At 65.4% G+C, this 22,304-nt stretch carries 28 protein-coding genes; 12 read left to right on the forward strand and 16 right to left on the reverse strand.

Going from position 1 to position 22,304, the window contains the following annotated elements; translation table 11 throughout:
- Positions 1-119: 119 nt before the first annotated feature.
- A complete protein-coding gene (gene ychF, locus ACFSX5_RS03640; protein ID WP_386831868.1) occupies positions 120-1,217 on the reverse strand; it encodes a redox-regulated ATPase YchF in 1,098 nt (365 codons plus the stop codon).
- A gap of 152 nt (positions 1,218-1,369) precedes the next feature.
- On the opposite strand from ychF, the gene ACFSX5_RS03645 reads away from it, so the two are divergent.
- On the forward strand, positions 1,370-2,659 hold the full coding sequence (locus tag ACFSX5_RS03645; RefSeq protein ID WP_386835570.1) for a PQQ-dependent sugar dehydrogenase: 1,290 nt from the start codon (positions 1,370-1,372) through the stop codon (positions 2,657-2,659).
- 282 nt (positions 2,660-2,941) lie between these two features.
- Here the strand turns inward: ACFSX5_RS03645 and pth are convergent, their stop codons facing one another.
- The 5 genes from pth to ACFSX5_RS03670 all read right to left on the reverse strand — a co-directional run bounded on the left by pth (position 2,942) and on the right by ACFSX5_RS03670 (position 6,492).
- Positions 2,942-3,649: an aminoacyl-tRNA hydrolase gene (pth, locus tag ACFSX5_RS03650; RefSeq protein WP_386831870.1), complete on the reverse strand. Its 708-nt coding sequence runs from the start codon at positions 3,647-3,649 to the stop codon at positions 2,942-2,944.
- Positions 3,650-3,716: 67 nt separating this feature from the next.
- Positions 3,717-4,337: a 50S ribosomal protein L25/general stress protein Ctc gene (locus ACFSX5_RS03655; protein ID WP_386831872.1), complete on the reverse strand. Its 621-nt coding sequence runs from the start codon at positions 4,335-4,337 to the stop codon at positions 3,717-3,719.
- A 124-nt stretch (positions 4,338-4,461) separates the two neighbouring features.
- Positions 4,462-5,694 (reverse strand): RNA polymerase sigma factor, encoded by a 1,233-nt coding sequence (locus ACFSX5_RS03660; RefSeq protein ID WP_386831874.1) that lies wholly within the window; start codon positions 5,692-5,694, stop codon positions 4,462-4,464.
- A complete protein-coding gene (locus ACFSX5_RS03665) occupies positions 5,694-6,044 on the reverse strand; it encodes a YciI family protein (protein WP_386831876.1) in 351 nt (116 codons plus the stop codon). Before ACFSX5_RS03665 ends, ACFSX5_RS03660 begins: the two co-directional genes overlap by 1 nt.
- 91 nt (positions 6,045-6,135) lie before the next feature.
- The gene (locus ACFSX5_RS03670; protein ID WP_386831878.1) at positions 6,136-6,492 is read right to left on the reverse strand and encodes a YciI family protein; all 357 of its coding nucleotides are present in this window, start codon (positions 6,490-6,492) and stop codon (positions 6,136-6,138) included.
- 193 nt (positions 6,493-6,685) lie between these two features.
- Here ACFSX5_RS03670 and ACFSX5_RS03675 point away from each other — a divergent pair, with 193 nt between their 5' ends.
- Genes ACFSX5_RS03675 through ACFSX5_RS03685 form a run of 3 tightly spaced genes read left to right on the forward strand, consistent with a single transcriptional unit; the run spans position 6,686 to position 8,093 of the window.
- The gene (locus tag ACFSX5_RS03675; RefSeq protein ID WP_386831880.1) at positions 6,686-7,162 is read left to right on the forward strand and encodes a MaoC family dehydratase; all 477 of its coding nucleotides are present in this window, start codon (positions 6,686-6,688) and stop codon (positions 7,160-7,162) included.
- Positions 7,159-7,716 (forward strand): MaoC family dehydratase, encoded by a 558-nt coding sequence (locus tag ACFSX5_RS03680; protein WP_386831882.1) that lies wholly within the window; start codon positions 7,159-7,161, stop codon positions 7,714-7,716. The genes ACFSX5_RS03675 and ACFSX5_RS03680 overlap by 4 nt, the downstream gene beginning before the upstream one ends.
- Positions 7,713-8,093, forward strand: coding sequence for a hypothetical protein (locus ACFSX5_RS03685; protein ID WP_386831884.1), 381 nt, complete (start codon positions 7,713-7,715; stop codon positions 8,091-8,093). Before ACFSX5_RS03680 ends, ACFSX5_RS03685 begins: the two co-directional genes overlap by 4 nt.
- A gap of 115 nt (positions 8,094-8,208) precedes the next feature.
- Here ACFSX5_RS03685 and hemF read toward each other — a convergent pair whose 3' ends face one another.
- Positions 8,209-9,081: an oxygen-dependent coproporphyrinogen oxidase gene (hemF, locus tag ACFSX5_RS03690; protein WP_386831886.1), complete on the reverse strand. Its 873-nt coding sequence runs from the start codon at positions 9,079-9,081 to the stop codon at positions 8,209-8,211.
- Between the two features lie 18 nt (positions 9,082-9,099).
- Entirely contained in the window at positions 9,100-9,570 is a 471-nt protein-coding gene (locus ACFSX5_RS03695; protein WP_386831888.1) for a tRNA (cytidine(34)-2'-O)-methyltransferase, read from the reverse strand.
- A gap of 224 nt (positions 9,571-9,794) precedes the next feature.
- On the opposite strand from ACFSX5_RS03695, the gene petA reads away from it, so the two are divergent.
- From petA to ACFSX5_RS03720, 5 genes are all read left to right on the forward strand, one after another.
- Positions 9,795-10,319, forward strand: coding sequence for a ubiquinol-cytochrome c reductase iron-sulfur subunit (gene petA, locus ACFSX5_RS03700; protein ID WP_386831890.1), 525 nt, complete (start codon positions 9,795-9,797; stop codon positions 10,317-10,319).
- Positions 10,320-10,334: 15 nt separating this feature from the next.
- Positions 10,335-11,600, forward strand: coding sequence for a cytochrome b (locus ACFSX5_RS03705; RefSeq protein ID WP_386831892.1), 1,266 nt, complete (start codon positions 10,335-10,337; stop codon positions 11,598-11,600).
- 20 nt (positions 11,601-11,620) lie between these two features.
- Complete coding sequence (locus ACFSX5_RS03710) at positions 11,621-12,472, forward strand: cytochrome c1 (protein WP_386831894.1); 852 nt, start codon at positions 11,621-11,623, stop codon at positions 12,470-12,472.
- Positions 12,473-12,614: 142 nt separating this feature from the next.
- Positions 12,615-12,809, forward strand: coding sequence for a hypothetical protein (locus ACFSX5_RS03715; RefSeq protein WP_386831896.1), 195 nt, complete (start codon positions 12,615-12,617; stop codon positions 12,807-12,809).
- Between the two features lie 38 nt (positions 12,810-12,847).
- Positions 12,848-13,381, forward strand: a complete 534-nt coding sequence (locus ACFSX5_RS03720; RefSeq protein ID WP_386831898.1) for an adenine phosphoribosyltransferase — start codon at positions 12,848-12,850, stop codon at positions 13,379-13,381.
- A gap of 514 nt (positions 13,382-13,895) precedes the next feature.
- On the opposite strand, the gene ACFSX5_RS03725 is transcribed toward ACFSX5_RS03720, so the two are convergent.
- The 3 genes from ACFSX5_RS03725 to ACFSX5_RS03735 all read right to left on the reverse strand — a co-directional run bounded on the left by ACFSX5_RS03725 (position 13,896) and on the right by ACFSX5_RS03735 (position 15,035).
- A complete protein-coding gene (locus ACFSX5_RS03725) occupies positions 13,896-14,282 on the reverse strand; it encodes a GFA family protein (RefSeq protein ID WP_386831900.1) in 387 nt (128 codons plus the stop codon).
- A 65-nt stretch (positions 14,283-14,347) separates the two neighbouring features.
- Positions 14,348-14,761, reverse strand: coding sequence for a VOC family protein (locus tag ACFSX5_RS03730; protein WP_386831902.1), 414 nt, complete (start codon positions 14,759-14,761; stop codon positions 14,348-14,350).
- Between the two features lie 94 nt (positions 14,762-14,855).
- Positions 14,856-15,035, reverse strand: coding sequence for a hypothetical protein (locus ACFSX5_RS03735; protein ID WP_386831904.1), 180 nt, complete (start codon positions 15,033-15,035; stop codon positions 14,856-14,858).
- Positions 15,036-15,562: 527 nt separating this feature from the next.
- On the opposite strand from ACFSX5_RS03735, the gene ACFSX5_RS03740 reads away from it, so the two are divergent.
- Positions 15,563-16,516 carry an IS110 family transposase gene (locus tag ACFSX5_RS03740; RefSeq protein WP_386835569.1) on the forward strand — a complete coding sequence of 318 codons (954 nt, stop codon included), beginning with the start codon at positions 15,563-15,565 and terminating at the stop codon, positions 16,514-16,516.
- Between the two features lie 32 nt (positions 16,517-16,548).
- Here ACFSX5_RS03740 and ACFSX5_RS03745 read toward each other — a convergent pair whose 3' ends face one another.
- A complete protein-coding gene (locus ACFSX5_RS03745; RefSeq protein ID WP_386831906.1) occupies positions 16,549-17,568 on the reverse strand; it encodes a TerC family protein in 1,020 nt (339 codons plus the stop codon).
- Positions 17,569-17,789: 221 nt separating this feature from the next.
- Here ACFSX5_RS03745 and ACFSX5_RS03750 point away from each other — a divergent pair, with 221 nt between their 5' ends.
- A complete protein-coding gene (locus ACFSX5_RS03750; protein ID WP_386831908.1) occupies positions 17,790-17,978 on the forward strand; it encodes a DUF1059 domain-containing protein in 189 nt (62 codons plus the stop codon).
- On the opposite strand, the gene ACFSX5_RS03755 is transcribed toward ACFSX5_RS03750, so the two are convergent.
- The 3 genes from ACFSX5_RS03755 to ACFSX5_RS03765 form a co-directional block, all read right to left on the reverse strand.
- Positions 17,975-19,150 (reverse strand): CCA tRNA nucleotidyltransferase, encoded by a 1,176-nt coding sequence (locus tag ACFSX5_RS03755; protein ID WP_386831910.1) that lies wholly within the window; start codon positions 19,148-19,150, stop codon positions 17,975-17,977. The genes ACFSX5_RS03750 and ACFSX5_RS03755 overlap by 4 nt on opposite strands.
- The gene (locus ACFSX5_RS03760) at positions 19,147-19,773 is read right to left on the reverse strand and encodes a CoA pyrophosphatase (protein ID WP_386831912.1); all 627 of its coding nucleotides are present in this window, start codon (positions 19,771-19,773) and stop codon (positions 19,147-19,149) included. The genes ACFSX5_RS03755 and ACFSX5_RS03760 overlap by 4 nt, the downstream gene beginning before the upstream one ends.
- 88 nt (positions 19,774-19,861) lie before the next feature.
- Positions 19,862-20,419 carry a GNAT family N-acetyltransferase gene (locus ACFSX5_RS03765; protein ID WP_386831914.1) on the reverse strand — a complete coding sequence of 186 codons (558 nt, stop codon included), beginning with the start codon at positions 20,417-20,419 and terminating at the stop codon, positions 19,862-19,864.
- 325 nt (positions 20,420-20,744) lie between these two features.
- On the opposite strand from ACFSX5_RS03765, the gene ACFSX5_RS03770 reads away from it, so the two are divergent.
- Positions 20,745-21,704 carry a glutathione S-transferase family protein gene (locus ACFSX5_RS03770; protein WP_386831916.1) on the forward strand — a complete coding sequence of 320 codons (960 nt, stop codon included), beginning with the start codon at positions 20,745-20,747 and terminating at the stop codon, positions 21,702-21,704.
- A gap of 112 nt (positions 21,705-21,816) precedes the next feature.
- Here ACFSX5_RS03770 and ACFSX5_RS03775 read toward each other — a convergent pair whose 3' ends face one another.
- Entirely contained in the window at positions 21,817-22,290 is a 474-nt protein-coding gene (locus ACFSX5_RS03775) for an NUDIX domain-containing protein (protein ID WP_386831918.1), read from the reverse strand.
- Between the last annotated feature and the right edge of the window lie 14 nt (positions 22,291-22,304).

The following is a 22,304-nucleotide window of genomic DNA, read 5'->3' on the forward strand; positions in this document are numbered from 1 at the left end:
AATCCACTCTTCGAAACCGCATAGACCTCATCCTGAGCCTGTCGAAGGACGAGGTCGCGGCCACCGTGTCTCCGACCTCGCGATTCACAAGCTCGCTATGAGGTCTAGCCGGGTACGGCTCAAGTATTGAACTTGAACAGCATCACGTCGCCGTCCTTGACGACGTATTCCTTGCCCTCATCCCGTGCCTTGCCGGCTTCCTTGGCCGCCACTTCTCCGCCCAGCGCCACGAAATCCTCATAGGCGATCGTCTGCGCCCGGATGAAGCCGCGCTCGAAATCGGTATGGATCACACCCGCCGCCTGGGGAGCCTTGTCGCCGCGGTGGATGGTCCAGGCGCGCGTCTCCTTGGGACCCACCGTGAAATAGGTCTGTAGCCCCAGCAGATCATAGGCCGCGCGGATCAGCCGGTTCAGCCCCGGTTCCTCGAGCCCGAGCGTATCGAGGTACTCCTTGCCTTCCTCGTCCGGCAGTTGCGCCAGTTGCGACTCAATCTCAGCGGAGATCACCACCATGCCGGCGTCGTTGGCCTTGGCGTATTCCGCCACCTTCTGGCTGAGCGCGTTGCCCTCTGCCGCCGATCCCTCATCGACATTGCAGACATAGAGCGCCGGCTTCGAAGTCAGCAGCTGCAGCTCGCGGAACGCCTTCTCTTCCTCCGCGTCACGCTTGACGAAACGGGCCGAGCGTCCCTCGCGCAGCACTGCCAGCGCCCGGTCGATCAGGTCGAGCGTGACCTTGGCTTCCTTGTCGTTGCCCTTGGCCTTCTTCTCGACGCCGGCGCGCCGCTTCTCGAGCGACTCGAGATCGGCCAGCATCAGTTCGGTCTCGACCACTTCCGCGTCGGCGATCGGGTCCACCCGGTTGGCGACATGGATGACGTTAGAGTCCTCGAAGCAGCGCAGCACGTAGGCGATTGCGTCGACCTCGCGGATATTGGCCAGGAACTGGTTGCCGAGTCCTTCGCCCTTGGACGCTCCCTTCACCAGGCCCGCAATGTCGACGAAGCTCATGCGGGCCGGCAGGATCTGCTGCGACTTGCCGATCGCCGCCAGCTTCTCCAGCCGCGGATCGGGCACCGAGACTTCACCCACATTGGGCTCGATGGTGCAGAAAGGGAAGTTGGCGGCCTGCGCCGCGGCGGTGCGCGTCAGCGCGTTGAAAAGCGTCGACTTGCCGACATTCGGCAGGCCGACGATGCCCATCTTGAAACCCATGGGTGAACTCCAGAAACGTTGGGCTCCACTTGGGTCGGATCGGCCGGGAAGTCAATGCACGCCCTTGCCTTGTGGCGGCTGCCGCCACAGCCTAAAACCCTTGCCGTCCATGCCCCAAGGGAGAGTCGCCTGTGACCACCACCATTCTCGTCATTCTCGCTTTGGCCATCGTGGTGGCGATCGGCGTCTGGCTGTTCCTGTTTCCCCTCCGCCGCGTGCCCACCTACCCGCAGGCAGTGGGCACCGTCCCCGCCATTCCGCCGGCGCAGGACCAGGGCGCCGTGCCCGTGCTGAAGATGCCCACCGCTCGCGGCTGGGCACCGGATCAGGTCCCTACGGCCGCTCCCGGCCTCAAGGTCACCGCCTTCGCCCGTGACCTCCACCATCCGCGCATGGCCTATGTGCTGCCCAATGGCGACGTGCTGGTCGCCGAATCCGCCGGCGAGCAGGGCAAGGCCACCAGCATCCGTGACTGGGTTGCCAAGCGCACCATGAAGCGGGCCGGCGCCATGGTTGAGAGCGCCAACCGCATCACCATCCTGCGTGATGCCGACGGCGATGGCGTGCCCGAGCTGCGCGAAACCTTCATGTCCGGTCTCAATCGGCCCTTCGGCATGGCCCTGGTGGGCGACACCTTCTATGTCGGCAACACCGACAGCGTCGTCGCCTTCCCCTACGAGGCTGGCGCCACCCGCATCTCCGCGCCCGGCAAGACCCTGATGACCATGAAGCCGGGTGGCCACTGGACCCGCAACATCATCGCCTCTGCCGATGGCACCCGGCTCTATGTCGCCGTCGGCTCGCTCAGCAATATCGGTGAAAGCGGCATGGACGTCGAAGAAGGCCGTGCCTGCATCTACGAACTCGACCTCACCACCGGCAAGAACCGCATCTTCGGTGCCGGCCTGCGCAACCCCGTTGGCATGGCCTTCCAGCCCGAGACTGGCGAGCTCTGGACGGTGGTCAACGAGCGCGACGGCCTCGGTGACGAGACCCCGCCCGACTACCTGACCTCGGTCAAGGATGGCGGCTTCTACGGCTGGCCCTACTGCTACTGGGGCCAGACCATCGACGACCGCGTGCCGCAGAACGCCGACCTCGTCGCCCGCGCCCTCACTCCGGATTACGCGCTCGGTGGCCACACGGCTTCACTCGGCCTCTGCTGGCTGCCCGAAGGCACCCTCAAGGGCTTCCCCGGCGGCATGGTCATCGGCCAGCACGGCTCGTGGAACCGCAGCAAGCTCAGCGGCTACCGCGTCGTCCTCGTGCCCTTCTCCGGCACCCAGCCCTCCGGCGCGCCGATCGATCTGCTGACGGGCTTCCTAGCCCCCGACGAGACCTATTCCAACGGCCGCCCCGTGGGTGTTGCCGTTGCCGCCGACGGTGCCCTGCTGGTGGTCGACGATGTTGGTAACGCCGTATGGCGGGTGACGAGCGCCTGACGCCAGCAAGCGCCACGCATGGACCACCGGGACAACCCCGGTGGTGACGACGCCGGTTGATCCTGCCCGACCCAACAACGTCGTCATTGCCGGGCTCGCCCCGGCGATCCGCGCCGCCTTTCCTCACCCGTCGATCGACAAACCACCACGTCATCCCCGCGAAGGCGGGGATCCATTCTTCCGGGGAACTCACGGCAAGAGTGGATTCCCGCCCCCCAGGATTGACGCCGTGATGGCTTGATCGGCAGCAATCGCCGATGTTCCCCTTGAGGGATACTGCCCCTACTCGCCGAACAGCTTCTTGAGCATGTCCGCCATCGGTCCGCTCTTCGGCACCTCGATCTGAGGCTTCGCCGAACGGGCCTGGCGGATGCTCTGGCCCTTCGGGGCAGCCTTGGGCGCCGGCTTCTCCGCCACGGGCTCACTCCCCTGCACCGCCAGCGCCAGTCGGTTCATGAACCCGGCGTCGTCGCCTTTCACCAGCAGGTCTGCATTCCGCCCCACCGCCTCGAGCAGCGGGTCGAGCCAGGCCTTGTCCGCCTTGGCAAAATCCCCCAGCACATGCGGGGTGACGAATTCCTTGCCCGGGTGCCCGATGCCGATCCGCACGCGCTTGTAGTCGAGCCCGATCTGCGGATCGATCGAGCGCAACCCGTTGTGCCCGCCATTGCCGCCGCCCACCTTCACCCGCACCTTGCCGGGCGCCAGGTCCAACTCGTCGTAGAGCACGATGATGTCGCCGGCGGGGATCTTGTAGAACTGCGCTACCGCCTTCACGCTGTCGCCCGAGCGGTTCATGAAGGTCTGCGGCTTCAGGAGCAGCACCTTCTCGCCTGCGATCGTCCCCTCGGCGATCTGCCCCTGGTGCTTGCTGCGGAACGGCCCGATCCCATGCGCCGAGGCGATCGCCTCCAGCGCCATGAAGCCGACATTGTGCCGGTTGCCCTCATACTGGCTGCCGGGATTGCCCAGGCCGACGATCAGCTTCATTGAAGTCCTCCAAACGAAAGAGGCGACCCGCGGGCCGCCTCTCTTGAATACGTCAGGGCCCGAGAAGTTACTCGGAAGCGCCTTCCTCGGCGTCGCCAGCAGCACCTTCTTCGGACTTCAGAGCCGACGGTGCAACGATGGTGGCGATGGTGAAGTCGCGATCCTGGATCACCGGGGTCACGCCCTTGGGCAGCTTGACCGCGGAGATATGGACGGCATCGCCGATGTCGGTGCCTTCCAGGTCCACAACAATAGTGTCCGGGATATCATTGGCCGGAACATGCAGCTCGACAGCGTGGCGAACCACGTTGAGCGTACCGCCGCGCTTCAGGCCCGGGCTCTTTTCCTCGTTGATGAAGGAAACCGGCACTTCCACGTTCAGCACCGAATTGGCGCCGACACGCAGGAAGTCGACGTGAACCGGCATATCCTTCACCGGATCGAGCTGGTAGTCGCGCGGGATCACGTGGTGCTTGGTGCCGTCGACGTCAATGTCGATGGTGTGGGACAGGAAGCCGCCGGAATAGATGGCCTTGTGCACATCCTTGTACGGCAGGGCGATGGTGAGGGGTTCTTTCTTGTCACCATAGATGACAGCAGGGACGAGCCCCTGACGACGCAGCGAACGAGCGGCCCCCTTGCCCACACCTTCGCGCGCCTGTGCACTGAGCACTTTGGTCGCAGCCATTGGAAAACATCCATTGGGTTGGTGCATGCCGTTCCATAACGGCATACGCGCCCGTCCTCCAGGGGTGACGAGCGCTTCATGGCGCGGGGATATAGTGGAAAGCCGCCGCAACGGCAAGCTTTTGTCAGCCGTCCGCCAACGCTGCGCGCTGCTGCATCAGGTACTGCCGTACTGCCTGGTCATCCGCAAGACCGATCGCCAGCGACAGCGCCTCATGGGCCTCCGCCTTACGTCCCGCTTTCGCCAGCAGATACCCGCGCACCGCCCACAACGGCTGGTAGGTGTCGAGTCGCTTGTCTCCGGCGATCGACTCAAGGCTCCGGAGCGCGGCCTCCGGTCCCTCAACCTCGGCCAGCGCCGCCGCGCGGTTCAGCAGCACCACCGGCGAAGGCGACAGCCGCATCAACACATCATAGAGTTGCACTACGGCCGGCCAGGTATCCTTCCCGCCCAGCCGCCGCGCCAGGTGCGCTGACTGGATTGCCGCCTCGATCTGGTACCGCCCCGTCGGGCCGCTGCTATTGGCCGCGTGCAGCATCGCCTCAGCCGCGGCGATCGCTGCCCGGTCCCACAGGGAAGTGTCCTGCCGCTCGAAGGGCACATAAGCCCCCGCTGAATCGCGCCGCGCCCCGCTTCTTGCTTCGGCATAGAGCATCAGCGCCAGCAGCCCCTTCGCTTCCGGTGAATCCGGCAAGAGCGTCACCACCACCTGCGCGAGCCAGATCGCCTCTTCCGCCAACCGCTCAGGCCCCGAATCCAAAGGATCGGTCCAGCCGCGGGTAAAGGTCGCATAGATCGCCGCCAGCACTGCATCCAGCCGCTCCGGCAGTTCCTCCGGCTCCGGTTCGGCGAATGGAACGCCGCCATCGCGGATCCGCGCCTTCGCCCGCACCAGCCGCTGCCCCATCGTGGCAGGCGGCAGCAGGAACGCCGCGGCGATATCCACTGCCGTCAGTCCCAGCACTGTCTGCAGGATCAGCGGTGCCCGCATCGCCGGCTCCACCTCCGGATGCGCGCAGGCGAACATCAGCGCCAGCCGCCGGTCCGGAATGGGGCCCCTGTCTCCGCCCTCCCCGAGTTCATCGGCAATCATGGTGAGATGCGCCTCCCCCGCCTTCCGCGTCGCCTGCCGGCGTGCCGCATCCGCCTGACGGCGCCGGGCCACCGTCAACAACCAGGCGTCGGGATTGTCGGGCACGCCGCTCTCCGGCCAGGTCTGGAGTGCGCTGGCGAATGCCTCCGCCAGCGCATCCTCCGCCCCTGCGACGTCGCGGTTGCGTGCCGCCAGAAACGCCACCAGCCGCCCGTAGCTCTCCCGCGCCGCCCGCTCGGCGGCACGGTGGGCCGCCTCGGCCATCAGCGGCGTCCTTGTTCCACGATCGGCCGGATCTCGACGGCACCGTATTTCGAACTCGGGCAGCGGTTCGCCCACTCCACTGCCTCCTCGATGGTCGGCACGTCGATGAAGAAGTATCCCGCCAACTGCTCGCGCGTATCGGCATAGGGCCCATCGAGCACGTCGGTCTTGCCAGCCCGGGTCCTCACAACGGTGCCGCCCTTGGCGGGTGCCAGCCGCTCCCCGCCGGAAAATCCTTCTCCCGCCTTCTGCAGCGCCTGGTTGAAGGCGGCATATTCGGCCCACAGCTCCTGCTGCGGCGCGTTGGCCAAGGCTTCGTCGTCGTGGTGGATGATCATCATGTAGCGCATGTTCCGCTCCCATTTCCCTCGAAGCACCATGCTCCGATACCACCATGTCGCCGCCAGCGCCGATGCTTCGACATTTCCGCCGTCGATTTCCTCAGGGCCCGTAGCCAGGGTGGAATTGTCGAACTTCGATCGGCCCCCAAGTCGCTGCCGGGCACTGCGCCGCCAACTCGATCGCATGATCCATGTCCCGCGCCTCGATGATGAAATAGCCGCCGAATTGCTCGCGGCTCTCGGCGTAGGGCCCATCCTCGACCTTCAGTTCACCATCATATTTGGTGATCGTCCGCGCCTGGCTGGTCGGCATCAGCGCGGCGGTGCCGACGAACGCTCCGGCCTTCTCCAGCGCCTCCTGGTACGCCGCCATCTGCGCCATCGCCTGCGCCATCATCTCGGGCGCCAATTCCGCCCCGCCCTGCTCGCTTGCATAGAGCATCAGCATGTACTTCATCGCTCGTCTCCCTCAGGGCCACCATAGCCCTTCACGGCAATGTCGCACGAGCATCGGTGATTTCGACACCGCGCACCGCGGTACGGGCAAGACAACGAGCTCAACTGATGGCGGGAACGCCGCTGGCCGGGGAGCCTTGCCCCCTGCCCCGGCCCATGCCACAACCACGCCTGTTGACGTAAAGGGCAAGCACATGACCAATCCCGTCACGGCCAACCGCCGCCATTTCGAGGACCTGACCGTCGGCGAAGTGATCGACCTCGGCCACACCACCGTCAGCCGCGAGATGATCATCGGCTTCGCCCAGGAGTTCGATCCCTTTCCCTTCCATCTCGACGAGGCCGCCGCCAAGGCGAGCCTGCTCGGCGGCCTCGCCTCGAGCGGCTGGCAGACGGGTGGGCTGAGCCTCAGGATGCTGGTCGACAGCTTCCTGTCCAAGGTCGCCTCCGCCGGCGGGCTCGGCTTCACCGACCTCAAGTGGAAGAACCCCGTCATGGTCGGTGACACCATCGGCGGCACGGCGACCATCGCCGAACTCCGCCGCTCCGCCTCGCACCCGCAATGGGGAATCATCACGCTCGATTTCGACGTGCGCAACCAGCACGGCAAGCCGGTGCTGACCATGCGCCTCGCCAATCTGGTCGATTGCCGCGACGGAGTCGCCGCATGACCCGCTGGTTCGAAGACATCGTCATCGACGAGGTGTTCGACCTCGGCGAGCACACCTTCACCGAAGCCGAGATCATCCGCTTCGCCACGCTCTACGACCCGCAATATTTCCATGTCGACCCGGAGCTGGCGCCGCACAGCCATTTCGGCGGCATCATCGCCTCCGGCTGGCACACCGTCAGTGTCGGCCACCGCAAGATGGTCGACGCCCTCTTTGCCGAAGAGGAACGCCTGCGCGCCCTCGGCAAGGAGCCGGGCGTCTCCGGCCCCTCTCCCGGCGTCAATTCCATGGAGTTCAAGGTGCCGGTGCGCCCCGGCGATAGCGTACGCTACCAGCTCGTCGTCACCGGCAAGCGCCCCTCCAACTCCATTCCCGGCTGGGGCCTGCTGTTCAACCGCATCACGGCGGTCAACCAGCATGGCGAACTGGTCTATCGCGCCGATCTCGTCGGCTTCAGCAAGCTGCGTGACTACCGCATGCCGCTCAAGCTCAGGGTGTTGCTGGCGCTCACCAAAGTGCCGGTGATCGGATCACGTCTCCGACGCCCCACTTGAAAGCAGCCGGGGCGCTCGTCACTCTGCCTGACATGCGCCGAATCGCCCTCACTCTCGCCCTTCTTGCTGCGTCCGCCCTGCCGGCCGCTGCCCAGGCCTATTCCGGCAACTGGGCCTGCCGCGACGCCACCACCAATCGCGTCGGCATCCTCACCATCTACGGCCAGGTCTATGGCTGGGCCTCGCGCACCCCGGGCGATCCCGCCTCCGGCACCGGCGCCATCACGCCCTACCAGGACGGCGTCGGCTTCAGCGACGGCAATCTGCGCAGCACCAGCAACATCACCGCCGGCCGCATGATTCCGGACCCGACCTACGGAAGCGCCCTACAGCTCGAAACCGCCGAAGCCATCGTCATGATGTGCACCCCGCGCTGAGCTGCGACGAAGCAGCCCTCACCCACTCGACCATGGACTCCTTCGTTCCCTCGCCCCTCCGGGGAGAGGGCCAGGATGAGGGGGGGCTCCGCACCCACTGACCCGGCGAGCGCCCCTAGGGCCAGCGCACCTCCGGCGGCATCGACGACAGGATCGAATTGACGTTCCCGCCGGTCTTCAGCCCGAAGGTCGTGCCACGGTCGTAGAGCAGATTGAACTCCACATACCGTCCGCGCCGCACCAACTGCTCGTGCCGCTCGGCCTCGGTCCACGCCGTTTCGAAGTTCCGCCGCACCAGCTCCGGATAGATCGCAAGGAACGCCTCGCCCACCGCCTGAGTGAACGCAAAGTCCGCCTCCCAGTCGCCGGAATTGAAGTGGTCATAGAAGATGCCGCCGATGCCGCGCATCTCGTTGCGGTGCGGCAGGAAGAAATACTCGTCGCACCACTGCTTGAAGCGCTCGTAGTCGACACCGGGCCGTCCTTCGCAGGCCGCGCGCATGGCCGCATGGAAATCCACGCTGTCGCGATCCTCCTGAGTGCGGCGCCGGTCCAGCACCGGCGTCAGGTCCGCCCCGCCGCCGAACCACAATTCGCCTGTGACGATCATGCGGGTATTCATGTGCACCGCCGGCACATGCGGGTTCCAGGGATGCACGATCAATGAAATGCCCGAACTCCAGAACTGTGCGCCCGCCTCGGTGCCCTTCATCTGCCGCGCGAAGTCCTCGCTGAACTCGCCATGCACGGTCGAGATGTGGACGCCCGCCTTCTCGAACACCCGGCCGTGCAGCATCCCCATCTCGCCACCGCCGCCCGCAGCACGGTCCCATGGCGTGATCTCGAACCGACCTGGCGCGCGGTCGGCATGAGGGCCGCTCACCACATCTTCGATATCGTGGAAGGCCGCAACGATCCGGTCGCGCAACGCGCGGAACCACGCCTCGGCCTTGGCTTGCTTCTGGTCGATGTCAGGAGGAAGTGTCATGTCCGCTCCAATGGTCCTTCAGCTCAAGCCTGTAAACCCGTCCACTTGCCGCATCGCCTCGCCCATCACCATCGCGGCCGAAACCGCCACATTGATCGAGCGCATCCCCGGCCGCATCGGAATACGCAGCCTCAGATTCGCCCGTTCCGCCACCTCGTCCGGCACCCCCGCACTTTCGCGCCCCACCATCAGCACGTCACCGGCTCGATATTCCGCCTCATAGACCGACATGGTCGCCTTGGTCGTCAGCAGCACCAGCCGCCGCCCCGCCTCCCTGCGCCAGGCGTCGAACTGCTCGAAGCTCGAGTGCTCCCGGACCGCCGCATGATCCACGTAGTCGAGCCCCGCACGGGCCAAGCTCTTGGGGCTGATCGGAAACCCCGCCGGGTGGATGATGTGCACCGTGAACCCGAGGCACGCCCCCAGCCGGATCAGCGTACCGGCATTGTTGGCGATGTCGGGTTGGTACAGCGCGAGATCGATGGTCATGGCAGGCTCTTGTCGGCTTTGTGCGCCGCTCCGGCAACGTCCGCCGGGTATAGTGTCGCACTTGATCCAAGTCACTTGCGCCGCACTGGACAAGTTCCAGTGACAGTGCAAAAAGAGCCACGACTGACGGGCCGCTTGAGGGCGGACGGCCGCCGATTCCGTTTATGCCGGAGTGGCGGCGCTGCCGGCCCCGGTCTGGTATCGATCGTACGGGGAACGGGACCTTGGCCACGCAAGCAGAAAATCCAACGAACAGGCGGGACTTCCTCTACGTCGCAACCGGCGCGGTTGCTGGCGTAGGTGCTGCCGCAGTCGCCTGGCCGCTGATCAACCAGCTCAACCCCGACGCCTCGACCTTGGCTCTGGCCACCATCGAATTCGACGTCGGCGCCATTCCGGAAGGCCAGTCGGTGACCATCACCTGGCGTGGCCTGCCGGTGTTCGTGCGTCACCGCACCGCCGCCGAGATCGAAGAGGCCCGCGCCGTACCCATGGCCGACCTCAAGGATCCGGAAACCGACGAGCAGCGCACCAAGCCCGGCTACGAGCAGTGGCTGGTGATGATCGCCAACTGCACCCACCTCGGCTGCGTGCCGGTTGGCCAGTCCGGCGATTTCGACGGCTGGTTCTGCCCCTGCCACGGTTCGCACTACGACACCGCTGGCCGCATCCGCCGGGGCCCCGCCCCGACCAACCTCGTGGTTCCGCCCTACGAGTTCATCAGCGATACCCTGATTCAGATCGGCTAGTGGGGGCTTGACCGAATGACCGAACACTACACGCCCGAGCACGCAGTCTATCAGCCCCAGACCGGGGTCGAGAAATGGCTCGACGAGCGCCTGCCCATCATCCGGTTCTCGAAAGAGCACCTGATGGACTTCCCCACGCCGAAGAACCTCAACTATTGGTGGACCTTCGGCGCCATCCTGGTGATGTGCCTGGGCATCCAGATCGTCACCGGTATCATTCTGGCGATGCACTACACGCCCAACGTGGCGATGGCTTTCGACTCGGTCGAGCACATCCGCCGCAACGTCAACGGCGGCCGCATCATCCAGGCCGTTCACGCCGTGGGCGCCTCCGCCTTCTTCGCCGCCCTCTACATCCACATCTTCCGTGGCTTGTTCTACGGCTCCTACAAGGCGCCCCGCGAGATCCTGTGGGTGCTCGGCGTCATCATCTTCATCCTCGTGATGGCCACCGCCTTCATGGGCTACGTGCTGCCGTGGGGCCAGATGAGCTTCTGGGGCGCCACCGTGATCACCAACATCTTCTCGGCGATCCCGGTCGTCGGTGAGAGCCTGCTGCAGCTGCTGCGCGGTGGCTTCGCCGTCGGCAACCCCACCCTCAACCGCTTCTTCTCGCTGCACTACCTGCTGCCCTTCGTGATCGCCGCCGTCGTGGCGCTGCACATCTGGGCCCTGCACGTGCCGGGTAACAACAACCCGACCGGCGTGGAAGTGAAGTCGAGCCGCGATACGCTGCCCTTCCATCCGTACTACACGATGAAGGATGCCTTCGCGATGGTGGTGTTCCTCATCCCCTTCGCCTGGTTCGTGTTCTTCGCGCCCGATATCCTCGGCCACCCCGACAACTACATCATGGCGAACTCGCAGGTGACCCCGGCGCACATCGTGCCCGAATGGTACCTGCTGCCGTTCTACACCATCCTGCGCGCCATCGACTTCAACGTGCTGTTCATCAACTCGCAGCTCGGCGGCGTCATCGCCATGGGTCTCAGCATGCTGGCCCTTCTGGTGGTGCCGTGGCTCGATACCGCCAAGGTCCGCTCCGGCGTGTTTCGCCCGATGTTCAAGTGGTTCTACGCGCTGTTCGTGCTGAACTTCATCGGGCTGACCTATCTCGGCGCCCAGCCGGCCGAAGGTATCTACGTGACCCTCGCCAAGGTCTGCACCGCCTACTACTTCATCTACTTCTTCATCATCCTGCCGGTGCTGTCGCGGATCGAAGTCGCCAAGCCGCTGCCGACCAGCATCTCCGAGAGCGTTCTCGGCAAGGCCAACGGCTGATGAGGAACGGGACCGGTATCATGCTCAAGACTAAATCGATCCTCGCCGCCCTGGTCCTCACCGCCACCCTGGCCACCGGCGCTGCCGTGGCTCAGGACGACGGCCACTCGACCCCACATATCGAGAAGCAGAACTGGAGCTTCAGCGGCATCTTCGGCACCTACGACCAGAACCAGCTCCAGCGCGGGTTCCAGGTGTTCCGCGAAAGCTGCGCCAACTGCCACTCGGCCCGCCTGCTGGCCTTCCGCAACCTGGGCGAGCCCGGTGGCCCGAGCTTCACCGAAGGTCAGGTGAAGGCCCTTGCCGCCGAGTACGAGGTTGCCGATCCCACCGTCGATGGTGGCGTCCGCCCGGCTGTCCCCGCCGACCGCTGGCCCTCGCCCTTCGCCAATGATCAGGAAGCCCGCGACGCCAATGGCGGCTCGCTGCCTCCGGATCTGTCGGTGATGGCCAAGGCCCGCGGCGTGGTGGACCCCTTCCCCTGGTGGATCACCAACTACTTCACCGGCTACTCGGAAGGCGGCCCGGACTATATCCACGCGCTGCTCACCGGCTACCACGAGGAAGCCCCGGGCGACTTCGAGCTCGCTGAAGGCAAGTACTACAACGAAGTCTTCCCCGGTCACGCCATCGGCATGGCGCCGCCGCTCTTCGACGAGATGATCGCCTACGAGCCCAACGAAGACGGCGTAACCGTCCCGCTCACGGCCGAGCAGTACGCCACCGACGTCTCCGCCTTCCTGATGTGGATGGCCGAGCCGCACCTGGTGTCCCGTAAGGAGACCGGCTTCCGCGTCCTGCTGTTCCTGGTGCTGTTCGCCGGCCTGATGTGGGCCACGAAGCGCCGGCTCTGGTCCGGCATCGAGCACTGAGCGGCATCACCGCTACGAATATGTGAAGGGCCCCATCGGGGCCCTTCTGCATTTCACCTGTGCGACACGTGCCCCTCTTGCCAACGGCCGCGCGGCTCGCAATATGAACACCACGCGCAGTGTATCGGGGAGGCAGCAAGCCGTGTCCGCCATCCGCATCGCCATGACCCTGGTGGGAACCGCCGTCACCATGAGCCGGCATCCCGTGGTCCGCGCCGGCATCCGTGCCGTTGCCAGCAATCCGAAGGCGAAGGAGGCAGCGATCAGCGCCACCCGCAACGCCGCCTACAACGCCGGTGTCATCGCCCGCCATCTCGTCGGCCGCAAGGATCGCTGACCCCCTCCTTCCCTCCCCGCTCCTCAGCAAGGACAGCCATGTCGCTCGACCTCAAGGCGCTCGTGCGCACGATTCCCGACTACCCGAAGCCGGGAATCCTGTTCCGCGACATCACCACGCTGATCGAGCACCCCGAGGGCTTCCGCGAGAGCGTCGAGCGCATCGCTGCAGCCCACCGCGGCATGGGCTTCACCCATGTGGCCGGCATCGAGGCCCGCGGCTTCATCTTCGGTGCCGGCGTTGCCATCGCCCTGGGCGTCGGCTTCGTGCCCGTCCGCAAGCGCGGCAAGCTGCCGGGACAGACCATCGGGCAGAACTACGTGCTCGAATATGGCGTCGACACCATCGAGATCCACGCCGACGTGCTCAGCAACGTCCACAAGGTCCTGCTGGTGGATGATCTCATCGCCACCGGCGGCACCGCCATCGCCGCCGTCAACCTGATGCGCCGCACCGGCGCCATCTGCGACAACGCCGCCTTCGTCATCGACCTCCCCGAACTCGGCGGCGCCGCCAAACTCGAATCCGAAGGCGTCCGCGTCGAGTCGCTGATCTCGTTCGAAGGCCACTAGGCGTCGCACCAACGGCCTCCCCGCGCCGCCCGCCCCGCGACCTCCCCACACCACCTCCCGCGCGAGCGGAGAGGAACGGATCGAGTGTGCCGTGGCACCCCGACGACCACCGGCCCAGCCTCCCCCTTCAGGGGGAGGTTGGGTGGGGGTACGAGGCTCGCAACAAAACTCGATGCCTGCACCCATCGGGCAGCCGTAGGGACATCTCGGGATGGCCCCGCTTTCGCGAGGATGAAATCGAGGGCAACGGGGAAGGGTGGTGAAGCGACCAGAGCATCCCCACCCCACCTCCCTCCGGCGGGCAGGCAGGCGGAGGAGAGTTCAGCGGTGAACTCATCAACAAACTCGGTGTCATTCCCGCGCAAGCGGGAATCCATCCTGAGAAAGGCGCGGCGGGCACATTCCAATATGCCCCCACTTCCGCAGGGGTGACACTCAGCCTGAACGCCGGCGGTTCGGCGCTAGCAACCTGCCATCCGCGCTTCGCCGTGAAAGCAGACCAGGCCTGCCGACCCTACCAGTTGTTCCGCCCGTCCATCTCCGTCACCGTCACCCGGCTCCACTCCAGCCCATCCACGAGCTTCAGGTTCACTGCCTGCTTGCGCTCGGTCGGGATCGCGGTAGGGTCGCCGTTCTTGGGCGTGCCGTCGGCATTGTACATCGAGCCCCAGTCCGGCGACTCGCCCCAGCTCTGCATGCCGCAGGTGCCGCAGAAATAGTGCTGGTGCATTTCGGGGCTGGTGGAATACATCCGCTCACCTTCCCGGCTGAGAAAGCGCAGCTCACCCGGCCGGTAACCCGTGCGGCTGCAATAGCTGCAGTTGCAAGCGGTTGCTTCGGTGGGGTGGTCGGGGAGTTCGATACGGGTGGCGCCGCAATGGCAAGTGGCGATCAGGGACATGGGACAGCACTCCGGTTGGGACCGGAGCGAGCCTCGCCCGCCCGCGCGTCAGCCCTTGTCAGCAGCTACGCTGCCGCGGCTTCCCGGTCCGCATCGACCTCGATCCGCCGGTCGACGAGGCAGAACTGGTTGCCCTCGGGATCACGCATCACGGTGTAGGTGGGCAATACGCGCACCGTCTCGGCGCCACGATCCACCAGCCGCTGCACCTCACCGGCACGATCGTCGACCTCGAGGTCGAAATGCACCCGGTTGTTGTCGTAGCGGCGGCCTTCCACGTTCTGGAAGCAGATCGAGGGGCCCGGCCCATCCACCATCACCGTCGGGTCGGTCTCGGGCGTCAGGCCGAGCGCCGCCAGCCGCGCCACCTCCGCCTCGTCGTAGGGGCGGACCTCGTAGCCATCCAGCATCTCGGCCCAGAAATGGGCGAGGACGCTGGGCTTGTCGCAGTCGAAGACGATCTCGTGGATGCGGGCCATTCCGCCTCTCCTCTACTCGCTGATCTTCCCTGGACTAGAAACCAAATGCGGCAACACTGGGCAGGGCGGCGGCGATGCGCCGCCCTGCCCGCTCTCAAGACTGCCGGCTCTTGCCGAGCAGCGCGTCCAGTGGCGGCAGCGCCACAGGTGCTTCGCCCTTGGCGACGGTCACCCGCTTGGCCTCCACCTTGCGTTGCGGCAGCGGCGCGCCGTGCCGGGGTACGTTGTGGCTCGGTACGACCCGCAGGGGACGCTGGAACTGGTTCTTGGGCATGAGTGGTCCTTTCCCGTCCGGCGGTATTCGCGCGCGGACTGGCTCGATGGAAACAAAGCGCAGCACGACGCCGCGCGATGAGCGGGGTTTTGGGAGGACGTCAGGGATGCAGGAAATCGCGGAGAGCGCCAGCTAGGCCGGACTGGCACCGATACTGGATAACTCGCCGGACAGCGCAACCACCACGAGACGGTCATGCGCAAGGCGCAGAACGGTCGCAGGTCGGACGTCCAAAGCAAGCTCTCAGATCATTTCGGTGCGAAACCTCCAATTGTGCTGCCAAGCATGGCAAGCAAAAGGGCCGGCGTCAACCGCCGGCCCTTATACATATCGAGGCCGGAACGTCGTTATGATGTTCCGGCCTCAGTTCATTGTGGTGGTTGCAACACCACGATGATGCACGCAGAGCGGTTGGGCATCCGGCCCTGAACGTTACGTTCGTAAAAAAGCATCACCCTCTGCGTGCCTTGAGGCTTCGTCGCACCGTTGAGAGAGCCTTGCGCTCGCGTATAAGGGAGACCAAGCCTATGCCTTATGCTACCCGTTTTGTGGGCATCGACATATCAAAATCCTTCCTGGATGTCTGCCTGCTGCCCGATCAGGAGAAGGCTCGCTTTGCCAATACGGCTGAAGGCGTGGCTGCCCTCATCGCCTTTCTGGCGCCCCTGAAGGGGATCGCGCGGCTGATTTTGGAGCCGACCGGCGGTTACGAGCGCCTGACCGTGGCGGCCCTTCAAGCGGCCCAGTTGCCGGTTGCCAAGGTCAATGCCGGCCAGGTCAGGCAGTTCGCCAGAGCCTGCGGGCAGCTCTCCAAGACCGATACGATCGACGCCTTCGTCCTCGCTGACTATGGCCGGCGCATGCAGACGCGCATCCTGCCGCAGCGCTCCAGCCGGCAGGCTGCGCTGGAGGAGCTTGTCCTGCGCTACAGGCAGTTGTCTCACATGATCGTGCAAGAAAAGAACCGGCGCGAGAAGCTGAACCACGGGACCCAAGGCAGGACGAAGGAGTGGATCGAACAGACCCTGGGCTTTCTGGTCAAGCAGCGTCAGGCTGTTGTTGACGACATGGCAGAGTGCCTCAGAGCGGACCCCGAACTCGGCAAGAAGGCCGAGGTGCTCATGTCCCTCAAAGGGATCGGCCTACGCACGGCATGCTTCCTGCTGGCAGGCCTGCCCGAACTGGGTCTGCTCAACAAAGCTCAGATCGCCAAGCTGGTCGGGGTTGCCCCCCTCAACCGCGACAGCGGCGCAATGCGCGGAAAGCGCATGATCGCGGGCGGCAGAAGGCCAGTGCGCGACGCACTCTATCTCGCCGCGCTGCCGGCAATCCGCTTCGATCCAGCAATCAAAGCCTTCTACACAAGCCTGCGGGGCAGAGGAAAACCCGGAAAGGTCGCTCTCGTCGCCGTCATCCGAAAAATGCTCATCATCCTCAACGCCAGACTCCGAGACAACAACCCAGCTGTCCTTGACCGCTAACACCGTTGCTTCTGTTTCAACTCTGCGCAGCCTTACGGCTCGAGCTGACCGATCTCCGGCCGCCGCTCGGCGCTGATGTCCGGCTCGCCGCGGGTCTTCCACAGCGAGAACAGCACCCCGCCGGCCAAGATGCCGAGCGTCACCACCAGCGACAGCAGCGTGTCGATATGGATACCCAGCGGCACCAGGAAGATCTTGATGCCGATCAGCACCAGGATAATCGCCAGCGACACCTGCAGGTAGCGGAACCGGTTCATCGCCGCCGCCAGCGCGAAATAGAGCGCCCTGAGGCCGAGGATGGCGAAGATGTTCGAGGTATAAACGATGAAGGTGTCCTGCGTCACCGCGAACACCGCCGGCACCGAGTCGACGGCAAAGATCAGGTCCACCGTCTCCACCATGATCAGCGCCACCGCCAGCGGAGTCAGCCAGGTGACGATCTTGCCGGTCTTGGGGTCCGGCTGCTTCACGGTGAAGTTGCGCCCGTGCAGCTCCTTGGTGATGCGGAAATGCCGGCTCAGATATTTGTAGACCGGGTTTTCCTCGATATGCGGCTCCTCGTCCTTGTGCGAGAACATCCGGAAACCGGTGAACACCAGGAAGGCGCCGAACAGGAACAGGATCCAGTTGAACTGGTAGACCAGCGCCGCACCCAGCCCGATCAGGATGGCGCGGAAGGCGATCACGCCCAAAATGCCCCAGAACAGCACGCGGTGCTGATAGAGCCGGGGAATGCCGAGGAAGCCGAAAATTGTGGCGATGACGAACATGTTGTCCATCGCCAGGCTCTGCTCGATCAGATAGCCGGTATAGAATTCGAGCCCCGCCTCGGGGCCGCGCTGCCACCACACCCAGCCGCCGAAGGCGAGGGCGATAGCCACATAGAAGCTGTAGAGCGTCAGGCTCTCTTTGGCGCCGATCTCGTGCTCATCCCGATGCAGGATGCCGAGGTCGAACACCAACAGGCCCACCACGATCGCGACGAACGCGACCCAGAAATAGATAGGGGTGCCAAGAAATTCGCCCGTCAGGGCGCCAAGAAGCGATTCCATATCGCCGGACCTTCTCCATGAAACATTGGAGCGACTCCGACATCGCCACAGGTTTTCCCTGCGACCAGAGGGGCCCGGCGCCGCACGGACAAAATGCGCATCCGCGGCTAAAGTTCAACCCCCTTCAAACGGCGTGCTGGCCTCCCCACATGGTCTGGAGGCGGAACTTGACCCTCCGCCGGGCGTTGGCCCAAACTGCAATCAGCACAGGGAGATCAGCAATGAAGCGTTTCGATTCTGGCTCTTTGATCCCGGGCTCCACCTGGAAGGCGGAGGCCGAAAGCGAGGCCGAAGTGGTTCGCCGCGCCGTCGAGAACCTCAAGGCCTATCACGGCGAGACCGAAGTGCGTCCTGACATGGTCGAGCGCATCAAGGAGCGCATCGTCGACGTCGACGACACGCGTCACTAGCCAGCCACGCGCGCCAGCAGCTCCTCTTTCGACAGCGTGAAGCCGCTGTCGATGAAGATTTGCTCGAGGCGCGCCAGTTCCTTTCCCATGGCGGGTCCGGGCGCAACCCCGAGGCCCGCCAGATCGTCGCCGGACACCGGCATCTTCGCGACCACCAGCCGCCCGAGTTCGCGGGCCAGCTCGGCGACGCGCTCGCGCCCCCAGTTCTGTTCCGCCGCGGCCACCGCCAGCCCCTCCACCGCTGCTTCGCCGCAGCGATAGGCCGCGTCGGCCACCCGCTCCCGCCCCATCAGTCCCGCAGCCTGCTGCACCAGCCCCGCCGCTCGCACCACCTCGTTCGACAGCCGCCAGCGGCTCTGCAGGGCATCCAGGTCGATCCCCAGCAGCACCAGCCGCGCCGCAATGCTGTGGCCACCCAGCGCTTCGTACTGCGCCAGCCGCCGGAGCGCCGGCTCCTCGATCGCCACCAGGCCGATCGCCGCCATCGCCCCGAGCGTGCGCGTCACCTTGGGCAGCGCCAGCATGCGCAGCATCTCGCTGCCCACTCGCTCCGCCGACAGGTGATCGAGCCGCCCCGCCGCGTCGGCGCAGGCCCGCAGCCCATCGGCATCGAGGTTCTCGCCACCATGGCTCGCCGAAAAGCGGAAGAACCGATAGACCCTCAGCCCATCCTCGGCGATCCGCTCCGCCGGCACCCCGATGAAGCGCACCCGCCCCGCCAGCGCATCCGGCAAGCCGCCGAGGGGATCATACAGCGTACCATCCGCGGCGCAGTAGAGCGCATTCAGCGTGAAATCCCGCCGCGACGCATCCGCCTTCCAGTCCGTCCCGAACTGCACCACCGCATGCCGCCCATCGGTCTCGACGTCCTGCCGCAGGGTGGTCACTTCCGTCAGCGTCTCGCCCAGCCGAAGCGTCACCGTGCCATGGGCGATCCCGGTGGCATAATGCGCGATCCCCGCCGCCTCCGCGCGCCGGATCACCTCCTCGGGTGTCAGTTCGGTCGCAAGGTCGATGTCGGGGTTCTCCCGCCCCTCGTGCCCCATCACCGTGTCGCGCACCACGCCGCCCACCGCCCGCGTACGGCGCAGATGGCCGTCGAGGGCGGCGAAGATCGCCTGCGTTTCCGGCCGCTGCAACCAAGCGGCGCCGGACAGGTCGGTCGTGCTCATGCCTGCTCCTCGTCGGCGGCCAGCAGACGCAACTGCCAGGTCAAATTGGCGGTGATCCCCCAGATCCGGTGCCCGTCATGGTCGAGCTGCCAGGTGCGGTGCACCTTGTCGCCGCGCTTCACCGTGAACTGCCCATAGCTTTCGCGCGTCAGGATGCGCCCAAGCGGCACCTCGAACACCGAATGCACCTCGCCAGGATTGGGCACGAACGGCCCAGCCGGCGTCACCCGCGCCACCACCGGCGTGATCAGGTAGTTGGTGCCGGTATAATAGGGCGGCATATAGCCCAGCACCTCGGCATCCTCCGCCGCCATGCCGACTTCCTCATTGGCCTCCCGCAAGGCCGCCGCTGCCGCATCGGCATCGCTCGCATCCACCTTGCCGCCCGGAAACGCCACCTGTCCCGAATGCGCCCGCAGATCCGGCGAGCGCTCGGTATAGAGCACGGTGAAGCCTTCGGGCCGCTCGATCAGCCCGATCAGCACCGCCGCCGGCACCGGCGGCCGCTCGAACGGGCGCTCCGGCATCCAGTCCGGCACCAGCGCCTCCGCCGGCGGCAAAGGCGGCGCCTTCCTCAGCAGCCGCCCTGCAATGCGCTCAATGGTGGATTCTTCAGGCGGCACACCGCCTCCGCTCACTCGTAGACCTCATGATGAGGTCTACTGCAGCATCTGCCGCAAAGACAGCCTCTAGGCAGCCTCTAGGCAGCCTCTAGGCAGCCTGCCAGGCCTCGATCGGCCCCTGCAAGCTCGCCGCCAGCGACTTGTTCTCGGCAAACAGCAGCACGCGGCTCGGATCGACCGGCCCCGGAAACTCGATATTGCCAAGCGTCGTCGGCTCCCAGCCGAGCGGGCAATAATAGTCCCGGTCGCCCACCAGCATCACGAACTTGCCGTCCCCGCGCGCCAGCGCCCGCTTGGTGACTTCCCGCGCCAGGAGCTTTCCGGCACCGAGCTTGCGGAAGTTCGGATGCGTCGCCAACGGCCCCAGCATCCAGCCATTCACCCCGCCGATGCTGATCGGGGTCATCCAAACCGACCCGCACGGCACTCCCTCGACCTCAGCGATCAGCGTCAGCGCCGGATCGATGGGGAAGCGCTCGCGTACCCGGAACGCCGTTCGCGCGAAACGGCCAGGGCCGAAGGCGATCGCCTGCAGTTCCTCGACGAACGCATCATCTTCCGGCGTGCCCGGACGAACAGTGGGAACCCGCAACGGCGGGACGGCAGCAGGCTCGGCCGCGACCGGCGGCTGGGTGTGAAGGCTCATGGCAGGGGTCCAGGGGCATGTACGTGAAAGCAGCGGCACTCCACGAGCACCGCACGGGGGATCGACCGCTTACGGTCGTCGCATCACCAACACCTTCACCATCCTGGACGCCTCCACGTCTGAATCCGCATTAGCACCACGGAACCGTTCCGTAAAATGAAATGTCATGGCCGATCCTCCGCGCGTCCACCAATAGGTAACGCAGTGTCGCGTCGATGGTGCCTTATTGCGCCGCGCCCGAATGCCTAACTCAATGGCAACGCAACCGGCATCCAGCGACTTGAGCCGCTGAAGATGTCAGCAACACGACCGAAAGGGTACGATCATGGGCCAGCTCGTCGACGGAAAATGGTCAACCGAATGGTACGATACCAAGAAGACCGGCGGTAAGTTCGTCCGCTCCCAGGCCGGGTATCGCAACTGGATCACCGCCGAGGGCTCACCTGGTCCATCGGGCGACGGCGGCTTCAAGGCCGAAGCCGGCCGCTACCACCTCTATGTCTCGCTCGCCTGTCCCTGGGCCCACCGCACCCTGATCTTCCGCAAGCTCAAGGAGCTCGAGAACCTGATCTCGGTCTCCGTCGTCTCCCCCAAGATGCCCGACGAGACCGGCTGGAGCTTCCGCAAGGACGAAGGCTCGACCGGCGATGCGCTGTTCGGCAAGGACATGCTCTGGCAGGTCTATACCGAGGCCGACCCGCACTACACCGGCCGCGTCACCGTGCCGGTCTTGTGGGACAAGCAGCGGAGCACCATCGTCTCCAACGAGAGTTCGGAGATCATCCGCATGTTCAACTCGGCCTTCGATGAGCTGACCGGCAACACCGACGACTACTACCCCGAGGCCTCACGCGCCCGCATCGACGAGATCAACGCTCGCGTCTATGACGACATCAACAACGGCGTCTACAAGGCCGGCTTTGCCACCACCCAGGGGGCCTACACCGAGGCGGTGACAAAGCTCTTCGACGCGCTCGATTGGGTCGAGGGTCTGCTCGGCGAGACCGCCTATCTCACCGGCGACGCCATCACCGAGGCCGACTGGCGCCTGTTCACCACCCTGGTGCGCTTCGATGCCGTCTATGTCGGCCACTTCAAGTGCAACATCCGCCGCATCGCCGACTACCCGAACCTGTCGCACTACCTCAAGGCGCTCTACGAGGTCCCCGGCGTCAAGGCGACGGTCGATCTCGACCACATCAAGACCCACTATTACTGGAGCCACCAGACCATCAACCCGACCCGCATCATCCCTGTCGGCCCGGTGCTGGAGTTCGTGGACTGACAAGCAGGCCTTCCGCCCTGCGCCCCCTCGGCCAGCCCTCGATCTCTCCTCCACCCTCCCCCTTGCGGGGAGGGTAAGGGTGGGGGTCGGCAGGAGTGGAGCACTCAGCCCCTCAGTACCCCCATTCCGTCCGCCGCTTCACCCCGTCGAACACCTCGTCCACCCGCTGGGAGGTCGCCGGCGTCACCATCTCCGGCAGCCGCGTCCGCTCGAACCAGCCGATCTCGGCAATCTCGTGGTTGGGCTTGTGCTCGCGCACCTTCTCGAACTGGCGCGCAACGAAGAACGCGACATGGTCACGGTTCGTCACCGCATTGTTCTGGTGGTAGATGCCGAGCAGTTCCATCGGCCCGGTGATGCGGTAGCCGGTCTCCTCCAGCACCTCGCGCTCCGCTGCCGCTTCCACCGTCTCGCCGGGTCCCACACCGCCGCCGGGAAACTGCCAGCCGGGCACATAGCCGTGCCGGATCAGCAGCACCTTGTCTCCATCCACCAGCATCACCCGTGCGCCGATGGTCATGCGCTGCCACCAGCCCTTGAGCGCCAGGAACCCCCAGGCGCGCACCTTCTGGAAACGGTTCATCATCGCAGCCGACTCCT

The sequence above is a fragment of the Devosia albogilva genome, assembly GCF_042685625.1.
Classification (GTDB): domain Bacteria; phylum Pseudomonadota; class Alphaproteobacteria; order Rhizobiales; family Devosiaceae; genus Devosia; species Devosia albogilva.

Coding starts and splice junctions, on each gene's coding strand:
- ychF (WP_386831868.1), bottom strand. CDS start 1,217: ATGGGTTTCAAGATGGGCATCGTCGGCCTGCCGAATGTCGGCAAGTCG.
- pth (WP_386831870.1), bottom strand. CDS start 3,649: ATGAAGCTGATCGTCGGCCTGGGCAATCCCGGCAGCCAGTATGAGGGC.
- ACFSX5_RS03655 (WP_386831872.1), bottom strand. CDS start 4,337: ATGGCTGCGACCAAAGTGCTCAGTGCACAGGCGCGCGAAGGTGTGGGC.
- ACFSX5_RS03660 (WP_386831874.1), bottom strand. CDS start 5,694: ATGGCCGAGGCGGCCCACCGTGCCGCCGAGCGGGCGGCGCGGGAGAGC.
- ACFSX5_RS03665 (WP_386831876.1), bottom strand. CDS start 6,044: ATGCGCTACATGATGATCATCCACCACGACGACGAAGCCTTGGCCAAC.
- ACFSX5_RS03670 (WP_386831878.1), bottom strand. CDS start 6,492: ATGAAGTACATGCTGATGCTCTATGCAAGCGAGCAGGGCGGGGCGGAA.
- ACFSX5_RS03675 (WP_386831880.1), top strand. CDS start 6,686: ATGACCAATCCCGTCACGGCCAACCGCCGCCATTTCGAGGACCTGACC.
- ACFSX5_RS03680 (WP_386831882.1), top strand. CDS start 7,159: ATGACCCGCTGGTTCGAAGACATCGTCATCGACGAGGTGTTCGACCTC.
- hemF (WP_386831886.1), bottom strand. CDS start 9,081: ATGACACTTCCTCCTGACATCGACCAGAAGCAAGCCAAGGCCGAGGCG.
- ACFSX5_RS03695 (WP_386831888.1), bottom strand. CDS start 9,570: ATGACCATCGATCTCGCGCTGTACCAACCCGACATCGCCAACAATGCC.
- ACFSX5_RS03705 (WP_386831892.1), top strand. CDS start 10,335: ATGACCGAACACTACACGCCCGAGCACGCAGTCTATCAGCCCCAGACC.
- ACFSX5_RS03710 (WP_386831894.1), top strand. CDS start 11,621: ATGCTCAAGACTAAATCGATCCTCGCCGCCCTGGTCCTCACCGCCACC.
- ACFSX5_RS03720 (WP_386831898.1), top strand. CDS start 12,848: ATGTCGCTCGACCTCAAGGCGCTCGTGCGCACGATTCCCGACTACCCG.
- ACFSX5_RS03725 (WP_386831900.1), bottom strand. CDS start 14,282: ATGTCCCTGATCGCCACTTGCCATTGCGGCGCCACCCGTATCGAACTC.
- ACFSX5_RS03730 (WP_386831902.1), bottom strand. CDS start 14,761: ATGGCCCGCATCCACGAGATCGTCTTCGACTGCGACAAGCCCAGCGTC.
- ACFSX5_RS03735 (WP_386831904.1), bottom strand. CDS start 15,035: ATGCCCAAGAACCAGTTCCAGCGTCCCCTGCGGGTCGTACCGAGCCAC.
- ACFSX5_RS03740 (WP_386835569.1), top strand. CDS start 15,563: ATGCCTTATGCTACCCGTTTTGTGGGCATCGACATATCAAAATCCTTC.
- ACFSX5_RS03745 (WP_386831906.1), bottom strand. CDS start 17,568: ATGGAATCGCTTCTTGGCGCCCTGACGGGCGAATTTCTTGGCACCCCT.
- ACFSX5_RS03750 (WP_386831908.1), top strand. CDS start 17,790: ATGAAGCGTTTCGATTCTGGCTCTTTGATCCCGGGCTCCACCTGGAAG.
- ACFSX5_RS03755 (WP_386831910.1), bottom strand. CDS start 19,150: ATGAGCACGACCGACCTGTCCGGCGCCGCTTGGTTGCAGCGGCCGGAA.
- ACFSX5_RS03765 (WP_386831914.1), bottom strand. CDS start 20,419: ATGAGCCTTCACACCCAGCCGCCGGTCGCGGCCGAGCCTGCTGCCGTC.
- ACFSX5_RS03770 (WP_386831916.1), top strand. CDS start 20,745: ATGGGCCAGCTCGTCGACGGAAAATGGTCAACCGAATGGTACGATACC.
- ACFSX5_RS03775 (WP_386831918.1), bottom strand. CDS start 22,290: ATGATGAACCGTTTCCAGAAGGTGCGCGCCTGGGGGTTCCTGGCGCTC.